General features: G+C 49.0%; 10 protein-coding genes. 7 read left to right on the top strand and 3 right to left on the bottom strand.

All coding sequences use genetic code 11. The features are described 5' to 3' along the window. Nucleotides 1-4: 4 nt before the first annotated feature. Nucleotides 5-889 (bottom strand): glycosyltransferase family 10 domain-containing protein, encoded by an 885-nt coding sequence (locus tag FCL47_RS05670; protein ID WP_167496376.1) that lies wholly within the window; start codon nt 887-889, stop codon nt 5-7. Nucleotides 890-1,591: 702 nt separating this feature from the next. On the opposite strand from FCL47_RS05670, the gene FCL47_RS05665 reads away from it, so the two are divergent. Together FCL47_RS05665 and FCL47_RS05660 are read left to right on the top strand one after the other, a co-directional pair. Beyond that, a complete protein-coding gene (locus FCL47_RS05665) occupies nt 1,592-1,990 on the top strand; it encodes a YkgJ family cysteine cluster protein (protein ID WP_136812500.1) in 399 nt (132 codons plus the stop codon). Between the two features lie 9 nt (nt 1,991-1,999). Further along, nucleotides 2,000-2,464, top strand: coding sequence for a 23S rRNA (pseudouridine(1915)-N(3))-methyltransferase RlmH (locus FCL47_RS05660; protein ID WP_136812499.1), 465 nt, complete (start codon nt 2,000-2,002; stop codon nt 2,462-2,464). Nucleotides 2,465-2,660: 196 nt separating this feature from the next. Here the strand turns inward: FCL47_RS05660 and FCL47_RS05655 are convergent, their stop codons facing one another. After that, nucleotides 2,661-3,455: a class I SAM-dependent methyltransferase gene (locus tag FCL47_RS05655; RefSeq protein WP_136812498.1), complete on the bottom strand. Its 795-nt coding sequence runs from the start codon at nt 3,453-3,455 to the stop codon at nt 2,661-2,663. Between the two features lie 84 nt (nt 3,456-3,539). Here FCL47_RS05655 and kdsB point away from each other — a divergent pair, with 84 nt between their 5' ends. The 3 genes from kdsB to FCL47_RS05640 all read left to right on the top strand — a co-directional run bounded on the left by kdsB (nt 3,540) and on the right by FCL47_RS05640 (nt 8,666). Further along, nucleotides 3,540-4,301 (top strand): 3-deoxy-manno-octulosonate cytidylyltransferase, encoded by a 762-nt coding sequence (kdsB, locus tag FCL47_RS05650; RefSeq protein WP_136812497.1) that lies wholly within the window; start codon nt 3,540-3,542, stop codon nt 4,299-4,301. A gap of 67 nt (nt 4,302-4,368) precedes the next feature. Further along, nucleotides 4,369-6,648, top strand: coding sequence for a gluconeogenesis factor YvcK family protein (locus tag FCL47_RS05645; RefSeq protein WP_136812496.1), 2,280 nt, complete (start codon nt 4,369-4,371; stop codon nt 6,646-6,648). Nucleotides 6,649-6,668: 20 nt separating this feature from the next. Continuing rightward, the gene (locus FCL47_RS05640) at nt 6,669-8,666 is read left to right on the top strand and encodes a response regulator (protein ID WP_136812495.1); all 1,998 of its coding nucleotides are present in this window, start codon (nt 6,669-6,671) and stop codon (nt 8,664-8,666) included. Between the two features lie 154 nt (nt 8,667-8,820). Here FCL47_RS05640 and hrpA read toward each other — a convergent pair whose 3' ends face one another. Further along, a complete protein-coding gene (hrpA, locus tag FCL47_RS05635; protein WP_136812494.1) occupies nt 8,821-12,576 on the bottom strand; it encodes an ATP-dependent RNA helicase HrpA in 3,756 nt (1,251 codons plus the stop codon). 147 nt (nt 12,577-12,723) lie between these two features. Between hrpA and galU the strand changes: the two genes are divergently transcribed. Both galU and priA read left to right on the top strand, forming a co-directional pair. Beyond that, nucleotides 12,724-13,596 (top strand): UTP--glucose-1-phosphate uridylyltransferase GalU, encoded by an 873-nt coding sequence (galU, locus tag FCL47_RS05630; protein WP_136812493.1) that lies wholly within the window; start codon nt 12,724-12,726, stop codon nt 13,594-13,596. Then, the gene (gene priA / locus FCL47_RS05625) at nt 13,593-16,127 is read left to right on the top strand and encodes a primosomal protein N' (protein ID WP_136812492.1); all 2,535 of its coding nucleotides are present in this window, start codon (nt 13,593-13,595) and stop codon (nt 16,125-16,127) included. The genes galU and priA overlap by 4 nt, the downstream gene beginning before the upstream one ends. Nucleotides 16,128-16,144: the final 17 nt, after the last annotated feature.

The following is a 16,144-nucleotide window of genomic DNA, read 5'->3' as shown; positions in this document are numbered from 1 at the left end:
ATATTTATTTGCGGAGCAACTTCTTAAGGTCATTTCGTAACTGTTCAAAATAGTAATGTATTTCGACTGCTGCATCGCTTGTGAAAATTGGTTGCCGGAGAAAGCCTGCTCTCGCGTCCGCATCCATATATAATTTTTTCACTTTTGTTAAAGTCTGCTCAATCTCGCACTCGTTCCAGAAGATTATTCTCTGCTGATTGAGTATGTTCGGTTCAGGGTTTTCGGCACCCCAGTAAATTGGGATAGTCCCCCCATCTATCGCTTCAAATATCTTTTCAGTCACATAGCCTTTAACCGCGGCGTTTTCTGCACAAATATTAAAGACAAAATGTTTCAGATAGGAAATTTTGTTATCATTGTATTCCGCGAGCAGTGAATCGTCATTGTGCAGTAACTTCCCGGGACAATGCACAAAATCAATAGTCGTCAGTTGCTTGGTAATAGCCGATCTCGATGTATTCTGTGTACATCCAAAAACCTTTTTATTTGATGCATAACCATCATGGCTGGCAATCATGGCGGCAAACTTTGTTTTCGGATGAAAACATTGCTTTTCTATCTGGTTCAGTCGCTGCTGGATTAAAGCAACAGAAGCTGTTGCTGCAAATTCAGCAGGGAAAAGATACATCAGCCAAAGAGGAAAGCGTCGATAATTGGCGGCAGAGCTATAGTCAAATCCCATGGCGAGAGAAGGTTGACCCGCTAAATAAGTTCTATATTCCCGGTACTTTTTTAAAGTTGAAAGATTTTCTTCAGTGAAAAAGAGACTTGGTGCCTTCGCTGCCCAAAGAATAACCTTCAACAGCCAAAAACTTCCAAAAGATGAGCAGATAATAAGCGAAGGTTTATACCAGGAGACTGCTATCTGCGCGCCGGTGAGTTCTTTCATAAAGATATAAAACCAATCCTTCTTTGGTCCGGAAGAATACCCATTATATGCCACACGAATGTCGGCATTGGCGCCTCTTTTTTCCCGCCAATGCCTGATTAACGTAACTAGAAAAAGGAATGTTTCTCGAAAGAATTTAGAAACTCGATTTATATAGAAGAGAATATCTCGCAGCATACAGATACGTTAAAGCTATGCGCAGGGTTACCAGGATATTGAGTGAATGTGTAACTTTTATCAGTACAATCAGCTTATTTTCGACCTTTCGATGTAGTCGGCAGGTTTAAAAGATCTCATTATGGTGTTGGGCACAGGTGAACGGTTGCAGTCCTTGAAGCGTTGCTAAGCTACTCTTTTCAGCAAAATTCAGCAATTTTTTTTCTGATTACCCCTCAAGTTCAGCTATTGAACCAGGGTGTGGGCTGTTCGTTTCCCGGGACGCCGTAAACCCTTCCCTGGGGGCTTCGCTGCAGCCATCCTTGGCTGCAGAGACCCGTAAAACAAATAGCCCACACCCTTCCATTTCGACAAGCTGAGCTTGAGGGGTAATCAGAATTTTTTTATGCATCTGTTAGTTTTAGGTGAATCTCGCGGCTGAGAGATGTATGTTTTATCATCACTTCAAAAAGAAGGATGAGAGCATTTTTAAATGTATGGCTGCTATTGTCCAGCATACAAAACAGGTAACAGAAAAGGCAGGTAATGACTTTAACCGAACAGATATTTTCCTGTACTCGATGTGGGTATTGTTGTCATGGTGAGACCACAGTTTCGCTTGACGCGAGTGATCAGGCCAGGATGATTAGAGCTCTCGACATGTCTGAAAAAGAGGTTGAGCAAAAATATTGGCGACTGACTGGCAAGACTGTTCAGATGAAGACAGTCGACGGCCATTGTATTTTCTATGATGACGGCTGTACCGTTCATAAAGGCCGGCCATGGCGGTGCGGTCAATGGCCTCTGCATCCGTCTATCCTGTCGGATGAAAATAATTTCCACACTATTGCCGATTCCTGTCCCGGTATAAAAAAAGACATCGGCTACGATAAATTTTGTCAAATTCTCAAAAAACTGATGGATGAATCCATCATACTGTGCTGATCAGCAGCAATGAAACACCAGCTTCTCTTTCTTGGAAAAATAAAAGATAAATTTATAGAAGACGGAGTCGCGGAGTATGCCTCTCGCCTGCAGCACTACACCACTTTTTCCATCACGATTCTCAAGGAAAAAGGTCGAGGGCGGGGCAAAGCGCAGTCTTCTGAAGAACAGGGCAGGATTCTTCTGCAGGCGGTACCCGCCGGAGCGATGGTCGTCGTCCTTGATTCACGGGGAAAACAGTTTTCTTCAGAGGCTTTTTCCCAGAAAATCGATCAATGGGAAATGCAGGGGCAAAAAGAAATATATTATCTGATCGGTGGACCGGATGGTCACCCGCCTGCCGTGATCGCTGCGGCAGATCTGCTCATATCACTGTCAAAAATGACCTTTACCCATGATATGGCACGAATGCTGCTCGTAGAGCAGCTGTACAGGGCGTATACTATTAAGGCCGGAGAGCAGTATCACAAGTGAATGACGTCGTAATAATTACCCAAAGGGCATAGAAATCTTCATCTACTTCGTTGTACCCCAAGGGCACTTCCTTCGGGCGTTGCATCCACTATCATTACGACGTACCTGAGTACGCCGAAATAATAATGAAATGCATACGCCTCGTATATGAAGCTTTTTACTGAGCCATCTTGAAATTGGACTTTTTACGAGTTCATCATGCCTTGAAGGTCAAATAGACATCATAGCGGCTGTTTTTCATTGAAATAACGTGGGATGGCTGGATAGAGGAAAGTAAAGGGGCTTTGTGCGGTCGTTTGACAACGACCCTGTTCTCGGCTTTTACAAGTGCTTTATCAAGCAGGTCTGCTCCATCCGAATCACCGCCGACAAGTGAACGGATTGTCCGCAACGTCTGCTTGTTGAGCGCCGAGCTCTGGCGATGCGGATACATCGGATCAAGATAAATTGTGTGGAAGGTTTCACTCGAATTCGCAAGGTAATCGCGGGTATCCCCGAGCTTCAGGTTGATCCGCTGTTCGACGATCTCGGCTGTTCTCTGCTCCCCGGCGGCTCGAGCGAGGCCGTCTTCTAAAAGTGCTCCGATGATTGGTGATCGTTCACATAAGGTTACCCGGCAGCCAAGACTGGCCAGGACAAAACCATCCGCACCATTGCCGGCTGTTCCATCGAGGATGGTTGGTCTGAAACCGGGTTTAAGTCCTGCAGCGCGGGCGAGTGGTTGTTTGATGGTGCAATCCCTGGCCAGTCTAAAACCGTTCTTGCCATGAATAAAATCGACAAACAGCAGGCAAAAGGATTTTTGTGTGCCAGCCGGCATATGCAGAAATTGCAGTCCCTTTGGCGTATATGCCAGAACAAACTCAGTTGTTCGCTGCTCAATCGAAGGAGCGAATGGAAGGTTGAGTTTTACCGCTAAAGCAATCGCTTTTTGTAGAATTATCGACGAATCTATTGTAGATGAAACAGATATTGCATTCTGAGGGAGCATGAATCGTACATTTTTGGGGAGTAATTAAGAACAGTTTCATTCTGGAAACGTATTCGCCAGCAACTCATATTCATCAAGCATACCATGTCAAATCAAAAAACTGAAGTCATAGCAATCATACCTGCTCGTTACGATTCAAATCGATTTCCAGGAAAACCACTGGCGAGAATTGCCGGTAAGTCGATGATTCAGCACGTAGTAGAACGCGCGCAAGCAGTTAAAATACTCTCCCGGGTGGTTGTCGCAACCGACGATTCACGCATTGCCACGTGCGTCGAGCAGTTCGGCGGAGAATACGTAATGACCAGAAAAGACCATGTTTCCGGTTCGGACAGGCTGGCCGAGGCAGCAGAGATTCTTGAAATATCTGAACATGACGTGGTCGTCAATATTCAGGGAGATCAGCCGCTTTTTCCCGCTGAAGTCGTGGAGCAGCTGGTGCAGCCATTGCTGGACGATCCGACATTGCCGATGTCGACGCTGATATTTAAAATCATCCGTTCCGAGGAAATACAGGACCCCAATCATGTCAAGACCGTGTTTGACAGGAATAATTTTGCGCTCTATTTTTCAAGATCGCCGATTCCCTTCCAGCGAAATCCGGATGAAAAAATAAAACCGACTTATTATAAGCATCTTGGTCTTTATGCCTATAGAAAGAGCTTTTTACTCGATTTTGTCGCTTTACCCGAGGGAGAATGGGAGAGGTTTGAAAAACTTGAACAACTGCGCGCTCTTGAGTTTGGCTACAAAATAAAGGTTACCGTAACCGGGCATGATTCGATAGAAGTGGATACCCCGGAAGATCTCCTCCGGGTTGAAAAGTATCTGCAGAAGGATGTGTAACACTCTGCCTGTGCGGGATACGCAACAGCCACTATTCTTAATCTGATCTATTTGATCGAGGTTTGCTTTGATAGCAGAGAAACTTCATGACATTCGGCAAGTCCGTCTTTCCCCCCTGGACTGGCTGCCCCAGCAGGACCTGCGCGAGAAGATTATTGATCTTGTTCTGCGGGGGGTTCCCGCTGGTGCACATTCCATTGCTAAAGCTCATCTGCATTCTTTTCGACAGGAGCTGCTGGCTGAAAGTGTTGAAAACGTCAAAGTAGTGGTTTTTGGCGGCGGAACGGGATTGTCCAATTTAATCGGCGGCGACTCCCGGCTTGCCAGCTGGGCGCAGAAGCCTTTCGTCGGTCTGAAAGAGGTGTTTCCGCAAACACATTCTGTCGTCTGTATTACCGATAACGGTGGATCGACAGGCGAATTACTGAAAGATCTGCCGATAGTTGCGGTCGGAGACATGCGGCATGTGCTGCTGTCTTCCATTCAACTGGCTAATTTACAAAAGAGATACAATATCGATGCGATGGAAGCGGCTCAGGTGGCGGCCATTCTCTCTGATGTCTTCAATTGGCGCTTTACCGGTCCGTTAGTTCGTAACCGGCCGGATTTGCTGATTATTGAGGAAAAAGTCAACTTACTTCCCCGGTCATTCGCGCAATTTCTGAGAGCTCTGATCAACTCTCTCTTCAGAGATCCGAGACTTGCTGCTACCTTGAAACGTTCTCATTGCCTGGGGAATCTGCTTCTGGCAGCTGCTATATTCCGGGAGATTGACCCGTCGATAACAAATATCGATCTGGTTCACAATCAAGATCTGCTGCATAGGGCAATGTTTACCGGTCTGAACGCGTTATCCCTTGCTGTTGGCGCAGGGGAGCGGGCGGTGCTTCCCTGTACTTCCACGCCGGCGCAGCTGCGGGTGCTCTATACCAATGGGGTAGAGATAGTTGGTGAGCATAAATTAAGCGAGGCTGAAAGAGGCTTTCCCGTCGAAAGTGTTTCTGTGGATTACTGCGATACGGTAAGGGTTTACGATGAGATTCTCGACGATATCCGCGCGGCCGATATTGTTATCCTCGCCCCGGGAAGCCTGTATTCCTCAATCATTCCCGTCTTCAAGGTTCCCGGGCTGGCCGATGCTGTGCGGAACAACAGAAACGCGCTGAAGGTGCTCGTCTCCAACCTCTGGGTGCAGGCAGGGGAGACCGATCTGTCCATTGCCGACCCGGAAAGGAAATTCCATGTATCAGACATGATTCGGGCCTATGAAAAAAACATTCCCGGTGGCACCAAAGGACTCTTTAACGAAGTGTTGTGTATTTCGCTGCATGATATCCCTGCCTCTGTTCTGCAGAGATACGCGGTTGAGGGTAAAATCCCTATCTTTTTAGACAAGGAGCAGTTGACCAAGCATAACTATATTCCGGTTGAATGCGGGGTGTATTCACTGGATGCCCTTGCTGAAAGAGGTGTTATCCAGCATGACCCGGATACCCTCGCCCTGGCCATTAAAGGATTATATAACGGGCGAAGCTGTTTTGCTGATGCTTCTGGTAAGACAGGAATTCACACAGAGCCTCTGCCGACCTCATATCAGCTGTCGGGGAGCATACATATCCAGCCCTTTCAACGTTATGTCGGCATCATGGAGCGACTGAAGAACCTGAAACTTGTCTTTGTCGGGGGCCGCAGCGGCATGGATGAAGAGGCGTTGAAATCAACCCTCGCCGATATTTTTCTCGATCATCCCGTTATTCCTCTGAGCCACCTGGATTATTTTAAAGAGCTGCATTGCATCGACCGGGAGTATTGGCACCGGGATCAACAATGGGACAATGTGTTTTCTTTTTTTGATCTTGAGGATAGATGTATTAAAATCAGAGGAGACCAGATTGGCAATAGACACAACCTTGAAGTGGCGTTGATGATCGCCCTGGGGGAATCTCTTCTTGGCGATTATGCCGCGAAAAAAACGATGCAAAGTATTGAGATCGACGAGGTGCATCTCGGCAGGGTGTATCATCTTTACCTCAAAGCGGAGTATGAGAGGTTGAGTTTTTTCAATCATGAACAGCTGAAAACCTTTCTCCTGCTTGCCCGGATGTGCGCTGCCAATGATGAGAACCATTATACCCGGCTGGTGAACAACAACGAACGGTTCACCCCCCCCGGGTTATTGATGGGGCTTATGTATGCGTGGTATGTGGACAATCGGTTTGCAACCCATATTGAATATAAAATGTCGGTCATGAAGATTAATCAGACCGACCTGATACCGGAACAATTGAAAATGGTCGATAGACGGCGAAAGATGATCAAATTTTTCAAGGAAGTCGTTTTCAGATAAGAAGGCCAAGGTATATATATATGGAAATAAAAGCCCTTGTGGTAGACAACAATCCCGTCCTGCTGCGTGCTGTTTCTGCGATCCTCCTGCAGGAGGGGTGTACTGTGCACACCGCCGATACCGGGCTGGCCGCACTTGAGGTCATTGATGACTTTGCGCCGGATATTGTTTTTACCGATCTCATCATGCCGATGGTCAGCGGCGAACAATTGTGCAGAATCCTGCGCAACACCCAAAAATACGAGAAAGTCTTTATTGTCATTTTGTCCGCCATTGTCCTCGAGGATATTGAACGGATTCTCCGGGAAATACCTTATGATATCTGCATAGCCAAGGGAAGTCTGCAGGAAATCCGCCAGCATCTCCAGCATGCGTTGCGGGTATATGCTGCCGAAAAAACCAAATTTCCCGGCACACCCCGGTTGGCTGCCCGTATTCCAGAAGGTCTGCAGCCATCACATATGACAAGTGAACTTTTGATAGAAAAATATCATCTAACAGAGATATTGAGCAATCTTGAGGAGGGGATTCTCGAGCTGAACTTTCAGGGCAAAGTGATCGCCGCAAATAGTTCTGCCCTGAAAATATTCTCGTGCCGGGAGGAGACTATTATTGGCATGCCGCTCTTGAAAGTGATCGATTGGGAACCTTTCAATGAAGCTGTTCATGAATGGGTCGAACAACAGCTTCTCGCATGCGGAATGGGAAAATATGATATTGTGGAAGATGCCCCTCTTTTCCTCGATAACCTGGTTTTAACCGCATCCTTTGTTCCAATACAGGAAAAGGGTTCCCTCTTTGGCCTCTGTATCCTCCGTGATATTTCTCGCCAATTTAACGCGGAGAAGTATCAGAAAGAATTGGACAATGCCTTGAAACTTGTCAAAAAAATGGATGCCATGAGCTGCATGGCCGGTGGATTTGCCCACGATTTCAACAATCTGTTGACCGTCATATGCGGAAATCTGGACATTGCTACTCTGCATGACGAAAGACGGAGCGCGTTAGTCCGTAGACAAATGTTACAGCAGGCGAAACAGGCCGCCCTTGTGGCTGTTGACCTTACCCGGCAGATATCCTGTTTTTCTAATTTTGGTATAGTGAGCAGGGAAAATGTTCCGATAGAATCTCTGGTAAAAGAAGTCGTTGCCAATTTTTTTAAAGCGGGAAGCGATCTCTGCCGGATAAAGGTAATCGCCCCTAACGCTCTTGTGCACGGGGACCCGCAGGAATTGTCCCAAGCGCTTGTCAGGGTGCTGCAGAATGCGGTCGAGGCATCTGCAGGGCAGAAGCTTGATGTTATTATTGATGAAGATGATTTTGCCACTCCGCAATTGATGGCGGGTCAGTACGTTCCTGCCGGAAAGTATGTCAGAATTGACATCCGTGACGCTGGCCGGGGCATCAGCCCTGAGCAGATATTCAGAATCTTTGATCCGTATTATTCTACCAAAGAGCGAGGCGCACACAAAGGTGTGGGGCTCGGTCTCACCGTCGTATATGCGATTCTTCGCAATCATGGCGGATATGTCGTGGTCAACTCCGTACTTAATAAATGGACCATTGTTTCTTTCTATCTTCCGGCGGTGGCTGAAAGTCAATCCCAGCTTGCCGTGCACGATGCACCGCTCGCCGTCGATCGCTTTGTCTTGCTGATAGAGCCTGACGAGCAGATGGCTGAGGTAGGAAAAATAATGCTTGGCTATCTCGGTTTTTCGGTTACAGCGGTTGCTGACCGTGCCGGGGCGATACGTGAGCTGCAGCGTTTCTCTGGTAAGCCAAGGTTGCCATTGCCGCTGGTTATTATTGCCCATTCTGATAAAAATGACGAGTCGGCAGTGGAAACCTGCCGTATACTGCATGAGATGGATGCCGGGCTCAAGGTTATCGCCATGAGTGGCATGATCCTGGATCCAGTCATGCAGAACTGTCGGGAATACGGGTTTGTCAACACTTTGCCAAAACCATTCACCATGGATAGTCTCAAGCATATAATCCATACCGTTTTGGCATCATAAACAACAGATTATCGCTTTGGCCATTGCCATCCATTCATTAGGACGATGCCGACTATAAAAGTGATTATGCCGATTGCGGCTTGATTGCGGTGCATTAAAATCAGTGAAGAGAGACAGAGTAACACTCCCAGCGTAACCTTGCTCATAAATCCCCTTAACACTTGGTCAGTGTCAGTCTCCATTGCTGATCGAGCTTTTTAGGTGAAACAGGTTCTCGGGTTTTTATTTCCGGTGCAAAAAGAGAAATCCTGTATTCATTGATAAGATCTCTGAACCGGAAAACCTGGGCAAGTGCCTCCTCTGACAATGTCGCTCTTTTTTCTTCAAGTTGATGCAATTGCAAAAGATACGGTTGAATCTGCAGGGCTTTCTGGTTGTCCTTGCCGGGATTCCCCTGAAATCGCTCCAGCCGGATGAGAAGCCCCTGCAGCTGTCTGTTGACGTTGTGGAAATCTATTGGTGTCGGGTCTGAAAAGAGCTCTATTGGAAAGATATCATGCAGGTGCGCCTGAAAATCGGCTTTTTTGTCCGGCGGGAAAAGAAATTTATGAGACTGCTGGGTGAAAATTTTCTGCAGGGATTCCTCCACGGTTCGCCGTAACCGGACAAGTGCCATGATTTGCTGACAAAGCTCCTGACCGGCTGCAAAAAAACCACGAGCCTCGACTTGCCTGACGGTTTGTAAAAATGTTGCTTCTGTCACAATTCCTGGGGGTATCGGGCCAAAAATGGCGGCGAGAATAGCCTGCAGCAGCTTGTCGATTACCTCTTTGCGGGTTGTACCGATGCGCAGCAGCCAGACGGAAGAGGGGCCGGAGAGTGTCGTTGTGCAGAGCTGTTTCAAGGATTTGTATTGCGTTTTGAACTGCAGGGTGTAGAGGAACAGGGTGCCTTGCCTGTTCAGTTCTTCGGCAACCCTCTTCTCCTTTTCAAAGGCAATCCTGACCTGGCTGTGTTCTGGGTCTGCAAGCAGTACCGGATAGAGAAAACCGGCGACCTCTCCCTGTGGGGTGAAGGTGGGGATGGTTTCGGGCAGCCCCTTGAAATTCCAGGTAGTATGGGTGGTGTTGTCCCAGCGGTCAATGCGTTTTTGTTCTGCATCCCGCAAGGTGCTCTGCAGGACCGGGCACTTGCCTGCGTCCGGTGCAGCCAGGAGTTGGCGCAGATTGCGCCCGACGCAGACCGTATTGCCCGCATCATCAAACAGGAGAAAACGAGGCTGCAGATGCAGCGGCAGGTTGTCGGTCCAGTCAGAACGACGAATGAGCAGCCTGGATCGTTTTAAAATGGCTGTCTCCAGCGCAGTGTGCAGAGAGCCTGAGCCGTGGTTCATATCGTCGAGCAGGCTGACCACCGTCTCACTGATCGGCACCAGGTTCTTTCTGATGCTTTTGGGCAGTGCTTTCAGGAGAAAGGTCAGCTTTTCCTGGAGCAGCCCGGGCACCAGCCATTCAAAGAGGTCGGGGGATAAGGTGGCGGCAGAATTATACGGGATGCGGAAGGTGACGCCGTCGTTGTCCGAGCCGGGTTCAAAATGATATTCCAGGCGCAGCTGCATGCTGCCAACGGTAAGCATCGGGGGAAAATCAACCAGCTCTCTTTCTTCGGGGCGGCGGCGCAGCACATCACTCTCCTGCATGAGCAGAAAAGAGGTGTCTTTGACGGCGTGCAAAAAGCGCTTTAGGGTAGTCTGGTCATAGACTTCGGCGGGAATTCTCTGGTCATAAAATGCATGCAGGGTCAGTTCATCAGCAATAATATTTCGCACCCGCAGTTTTTCTTCAGCGTCCTGCCATTTTTTGATGAGTGCCAGATTGTGCTCCAGGAAGCGATAGGACCCGTTGATTTCACCACCAACAAGGGCCGACTGAATAAAGATGTCTCTGGCGGCCGCAATATTTTTCTTGTTCCTTCTGCCGAAATTGACTTTTCGCCCGCTGGCAATAATCAGGCCGAACAGCGACACCTTCTCGTCGGCCACGACTTGGCCGGTTTTCTTCTGCCAGTGAGGACTGGACCAGGAATATTTGCATAAGTGCTCGGCAACCGCTTCGATCCAGTCGGACTCAATGGTGGCAACAGTGAGGGCGTAAAGTCTGCTGGTCTCGACAAACGATGCGGCCACCAGCCACTGACCGGCTTTCATGAACTGGTGGGAGCCGGGAAAAATCATCAGTTCTTTATTGTGGGTGCCCAGATACAGATTACCCTGTTTCTTTAGGGCCAGATTACGCAGAAAACCAGCGAGAAAAGATTTATGGATCTGCTCATAGGATGCGTCGGCAGCGTTTTCGGCAAAGCCCTCCCTCGTATCGATTATTCGGCTTAACTGGCTGTGCAGATCGAACCATTCACGCATTCGCTGAAAGGACAGAAAATGTGTTGTGCAATATTTCTTCAGTTTTGACCATGATCTGGTTTGGTCATCTGCCTGGTGGAAGGTGTTCCAGATATTGAGCAGGACCATGAAATCGGAATGGGGGTGGCTGAAAAGCTGATGGGCCATATCGGCCTCTTTTTCATGGTCGGCAGGACGTATGCGTGGATCCTGGATGGCGAGTGCCGCGGAGATTATCTTCACTTCCCGCAGGCAATCATGGTCTTTGGCCTCGATGATGATTCTGGCAATGCAGGGATCGATGGGCAGATCGGCCATGATCCGTCCCCGGCGGGTTAATTTTTTATGATTATCGATGGCACCGAGTTCGCGAAGCAGCTGATATCCTTCCCGGATGGCGTTTTTATAGGGAGGGTCAAGAAAAGGGAATTTTTCCGGATCGCCCAGAGCAAGCGATATCATCTGTAAAATGACCTCGGCAAGATTGGAGCGTTTTACCTCGGGCAGGGTGTATTCGGGCCGGTCGTTGTAGTCCTCTTCCGAATAAAGACGGATGCACAGACCCGGGGCGATCCGGCCGCATCGTCCCTTGCGCTGGTCGCAACTGGCTCTGGAGATCCTGCTGACCGGCAGGCTGGTGGTCTTGGCCCGGACATTATAGTAAGAAATGCGGGCCAGTCCGCTATCGACAACGTATCGTATTCCCGGCACGGTGACCGATGTTTCGGCGACATTTGTGGCAACGACAATCTTCACCTGATTGAAGTTCTGAAAAATTCTTTTCTGGTCTCCAGCCGGAAGTCTGCCGAAGATCGGCAGAACGACTGCCTGGGGAATTTTTTTTTCGAGCAGCTGGCAACAGTCACGGATATCTCGCTCGGTCGGTAAAAAAACCAGAATGTCACCTTTGGCCTCATGGGTGAACAGCTCGTAAACCGTTTGCACCGTGTGCTCCAGTTCGCCGGTTTTTTCACCGGAACCATCATCTTCCGGCGGACGGTAACGAACGGTGACGGGATAGGTCCGTCCGGAAACCTTGATGACTGGTGCGTTATTAAAATGTCTGGCAAAAGCGGCAGTATCTATTGTCGCCGAGGTGATGATGAGCTTGAGATCCTTACGCGTTGCCAGCAGCTGTTTGAGGTAGCCGAGCAGGAAATCAATATTGAGGCTTCTTTCGTGGGCTTCATCGACGATTATCACGCCATATCTGGACAGAAGCCGGTCCTGTCGGGTTTCGGCCAGGAGCACACCGTCGGTCATGAACTTGATCTTTGTCGCAGGCGTCGTATAATCATGAAAGCGGATTTTATAGCCGACGAGGTCGCCAGCCTCCCCCAGCTCTTCGGCAACTCTGCTCGCGACGGTGGAAGCGGCGATACGCCGCGGCTGGGTGCAGCCGATAAGCAGATTATTCTCGGGCAGCGCCTCAAGGCACATTTTGGGCAGCTGCGTTGTTTTTCCTGAACCGGTGTCTCCGGCAATGACGATAACCTGGTGACGTATAATATTGTCGATGATGGTATCTTTGTGACCTGTTATCGGCAGGGTATCAGGGTAGTAAAAATTCATGAAAAAAATAGATGTCGTTTGTAAAGTGTGTTAAGTGTCGGTTAGAGATCTGCTCCAGCAGCGGGGGATAAAAAAGGACTCCTCCCCCCTTTATCGGGGTAGATACCATACCAGATGGTTTTCTGTTACCAAAAAATTGAGGTTACTATGCAAGTACGCAAAGCTGTCATTCCTGTTGCTGGTCTCGGGACCAGATTCCTGCCGGCCACGAAGGCAATCCCCAAAGAGATGCTCACAATCGTGGATCGACCCACTATACAGTATATCGTCGAAGAGGTCGTCGCATCAGGAATTGATCAGATTATTTTTATTACCAGCGAGGGGAAATCGGCTATTGAGAACCATTTTGATTTCAATTTTCATCTCGACGCGGTCCTGAAAGAAAAAAAGAAAGTGGTCCTGGGTGAAGAACTGAATAATATTTCAAATCTTATAGATATCGTCTCCGTGCGCCAGAAAAAGCCACTGGGCCTGGGCCATGCAATCTGGACCGCGCGGAATGTTATCGGCGACGAGCCCTTTATGGTCTTGCTGGGCGATGATATGGTCTTAAGCAAGACCCCCTGTGCCAAGCAGCTTCTTGATCTCTTCGATGAGGTGGGCGAATCCATTGTTGCCATCCAGAGAGTGCCTATGGAGGAAACCCCGCAATACGGAATCGTAGAAGGAGACAAGATTGATCGGGACAACACCTATAAAGTTACCCGAATGGTTGAAAAACCGGCTCCCGGCACAACGGATTCGAATATGGCAATCATCGGCAGATATATCCTCATGCCGGAGATATTTACTATATTGGATAAGACGACCCCAGGCCATGGCGGTGAAATTCAGTTGACTGACGCGCTGCTGGCCCTGACGAAACAAAGAGGCATGTATGCCATGGAGTTTGAGGGGACGAGGTTTGATGCCGGCGATAAGATGGGCTATCTGAAAGCAATTATTGCTTATGGCCTCAGACATCCCGCATTAGGTAAACAATTGAAAGAACATTTGCAAAAGGTTGTAGCCACTCTATGATCCATCTGGAGGTCGCCGTAGCTGCCCCCCTGGAACAGACTTTAACATATTGTTTAGCTGAGACCACCGGCCACGAAGCTACCGCCGAGCTTTGCCGGACATATGTCGGACGCCGGGTGCTGGTATCGCTTGGCAATCGAAGGGTGACCGGTTATGTCCTTGCCGTGGTGCCGATTGTCGAGAACGTTCCGTATAAGGTCAGGAAAATAGGTGCCTTTCTCGATGAGTATCCTCTCTTTCATGAGAATAGCGTTCCGTTCTACCGATGGGTGGCAAATTATTATCATTATCCGCTGGGGCTGGTTATTAAAACGGCCCTGCCGGGTGGACTTACGCCAAAGAGCGGGAAAAAACTCGTATTAAAGGGTGATGCCGATAATTTTTTAGCTTTCTTTGCCCAGGCAGAAATACCTGCATGGGCAGAGAAAATCGCGACTGCTGGCGAACTCGGTGCCGCCGAGACAGCAAAGATATTGCGCGACCGGCAGGCAAAAAAAACGGTCGGTCACCTGGTTAAAATCGATGTGATCGGCGTAACTGATGTCATGGCAAGCGATGGCGTTCAGGAAAAAAGTGAGATCTGTTATGGCCTGAGCTCACCTGATTTTCTGCCACCATCAGAGCTTGACGCAGCCCCGGAGGGCATAAAGGAGTACCAGCTCAAAATGAGCCGGGATGCCGGCATTGATCTGAAGATTTCAGAAGTGAAAGCCCTGTATAGTCTGCAGCAGCTGAGCCAAAAAAAAAATTGTCCAACCATTGCCTTAAAGGATCTGCGGCACGAGTATGGTGGCGCCCCCAAGGCATTAGTCTCTTTGGAAGAAAAACAGATTGTGGTTCGTTCAAATCAAAGAGTCATGCGCAGCCCTTTTGGTGAGCAGCTGCAGCACTATCCCCGGCCCGAACTTCTTACTTCTGAACAGCAAACCGTTCTAGACAGCATACTCCCGGCACTAAGGACCAAAAGTTTTCATCCCTTTCTGCTGCATGGGGTGACAGGCTGCGGTAAAACCGAAGTGTATCTGCGGGCGGCAGAACAGACGCTTGCAATCGGCAGGGACGTTATCATCCTGGTTCCTGAAATTGCCCTCGCCACTCAGCTGGAGGCACATCTGCTTTCACGTTTTGGTGAATTAGTTGTGCTGCTCCACTCCGGCATGTCTGAGGCGGAAAGATTCGATCAATTTTACCTGGCCCTGACCGGTAAGGCCAAGGTTGTTATCGGTGCCAGATCGGCTCTTTTTGCTCCTTGCCGAGATCCCGGTCTAATCGTGGTCGATGAAGAGCATGATGCCGGCTTCAAACAAGACGACAGTTTTCGGTATCATGGTCGCGATCTTGCGGTGTTACGGGCAAAACACCATGACGCGGTGGTGCTTCTGGGCTCAGCAACCCCGTCGATTACCAGCTTTGCCCATGCGCAATCCGGTAAGTATACGCTTCTTACCATGAAAGACAGGGTGGGGAAAAGATCGTTGCCGGTTGTTACCATAGTTGATCTGAATAAAAATAAGGCTAAAGAGACCAAAGGCATCATAAAAAAGGAACTCCACGACAAGCTGGCCACAAACCTTGCCCGCGGCAAGCAGAGCATTCTGCTGCTGAACAGGAGAGGGTTTTCAACAGTTATGTTGTGCCGGGATTGCGGCACACCGGTGCAATGCAGCCATTGTCATGTTTCCCTGACCCTGCATAAAGGCAGAAATCAGCTCATCTGTCATTATTGCGGCTTTTCCATGGCGCACAACAGTGTCTGTCTGCAGTGCAGATCTACAGATCTGATTCCCGCCGGATACGGCACGGAACGAGTCGAAGAGGAGGTTGTCGCGCTTTTTCCGGAGGCGAGGGTCAAAAGACTCGATTCGGATACCGCGTCCGATCGGAAAAAGTTTCTGGCCATCCTCGCACAGATGCATGATAAAAAAATTGATATCCTGATCGGCACCCAGATGATTGCCAAGGGCCACCATTTTCCTGATGTTACCCTGGTTGGTGTTGTCTGGGCCGATGGTGGGATGAGTATGCCCGATTTCAGAGCGGCGGAGCGGACATTTCAACTCATTACCCAGGTGATCGGTCGGGCGGGACGAGGTGATGAGCCGGGAGAGGTTATCATCCAGACCATGCGACCGGATCATTATGCGATCGCCTATTCAAGAGATCACCAGTACCGTAAGATGTTTGGTCACGAGATGAAACTGCGTCGCCATCCGGCCTTCCCCCCATATCTGCGTCTGACGGCTCTGCGCCTTCAGGGGAGGGTCGAAAAAGCGGTACAGCAAACGACGGCGCGGCTTGCCGGGTTTTGTCGCCAGACGGTAAAAAAAGAGAAATTCACCATTGAAACCCTTGGTCCGGCACCAGCGCCACTCGATAAAATAAAAGACAACTATCGGTGGCAGATTCTCTTAAAGGGGAAAAATACAGATGAAATGCATGCCCTGTGCACCGCGATAAAAGAGGCCAGGCAGGACCTGGTTGGAAATCAGTGCACCCTGGTTATCGACGTTGATCCGGAAAACATGATGTAAGAACGTGCCTGTCTTCC

Origin of the sequence: Desulfopila sp. IMCC35006 (genome assembly GCF_005116645.1) — a bacterium.
Taxonomy (GTDB): domain Bacteria; phylum Desulfobacterota; class Desulfobulbia; order Desulfobulbales; family Desulfocapsaceae; genus Desulforhopalus_A.
Note: the sequence above shows the minus strand (reverse complement) of the source record. Positions and strands in the feature narration are given on the sequence as shown.

Excerpts from the sequence above, each read along its gene's own strand:
- FCL47_RS05670 (WP_167496376.1), bottom strand. The coding sequence starts at position 889 with ATGAAAGAACTCACCGGCGCGCAGATAGCAGTCTCCTGGTATAAACCT.
- FCL47_RS05665 (WP_136812500.1), top strand. The coding sequence starts at position 1,592 with ATGACTTTAACCGAACAGATATTTTCCTGTACTCGATGTGGGTATTGT.
- FCL47_RS05660 (WP_136812499.1), top strand. The coding sequence starts at position 2,000 with ATGAAACACCAGCTTCTCTTTCTTGGAAAAATAAAAGATAAATTTATA.
- FCL47_RS05655 (WP_136812498.1), bottom strand. The coding sequence starts at position 3,455 with ATGCTCCCTCAGAATGCAATATCTGTTTCATCTACAATAGATTCGTCG.
- kdsB (WP_136812497.1), top strand. The coding sequence starts at position 3,540 with ATGTCAAATCAAAAAACTGAAGTCATAGCAATCATACCTGCTCGTTAC.
- FCL47_RS05640 (WP_136812495.1), top strand. The coding sequence starts at position 6,669 with ATGGAAATAAAAGCCCTTGTGGTAGACAACAATCCCGTCCTGCTGCGT.
- hrpA (WP_136812494.1), bottom strand. The coding sequence starts at position 12,576 with ATGAATTTTTACTACCCTGATACCCTGCCGATAACAGGTCACAAAGAT.
- galU (WP_136812493.1), top strand. The coding sequence starts at position 12,724 with ATGCAAGTACGCAAAGCTGTCATTCCTGTTGCTGGTCTCGGGACCAGA.
- priA (WP_136812492.1), top strand. The coding sequence starts at position 13,593 with ATGATCCATCTGGAGGTCGCCGTAGCTGCCCCCCTGGAACAGACTTTA.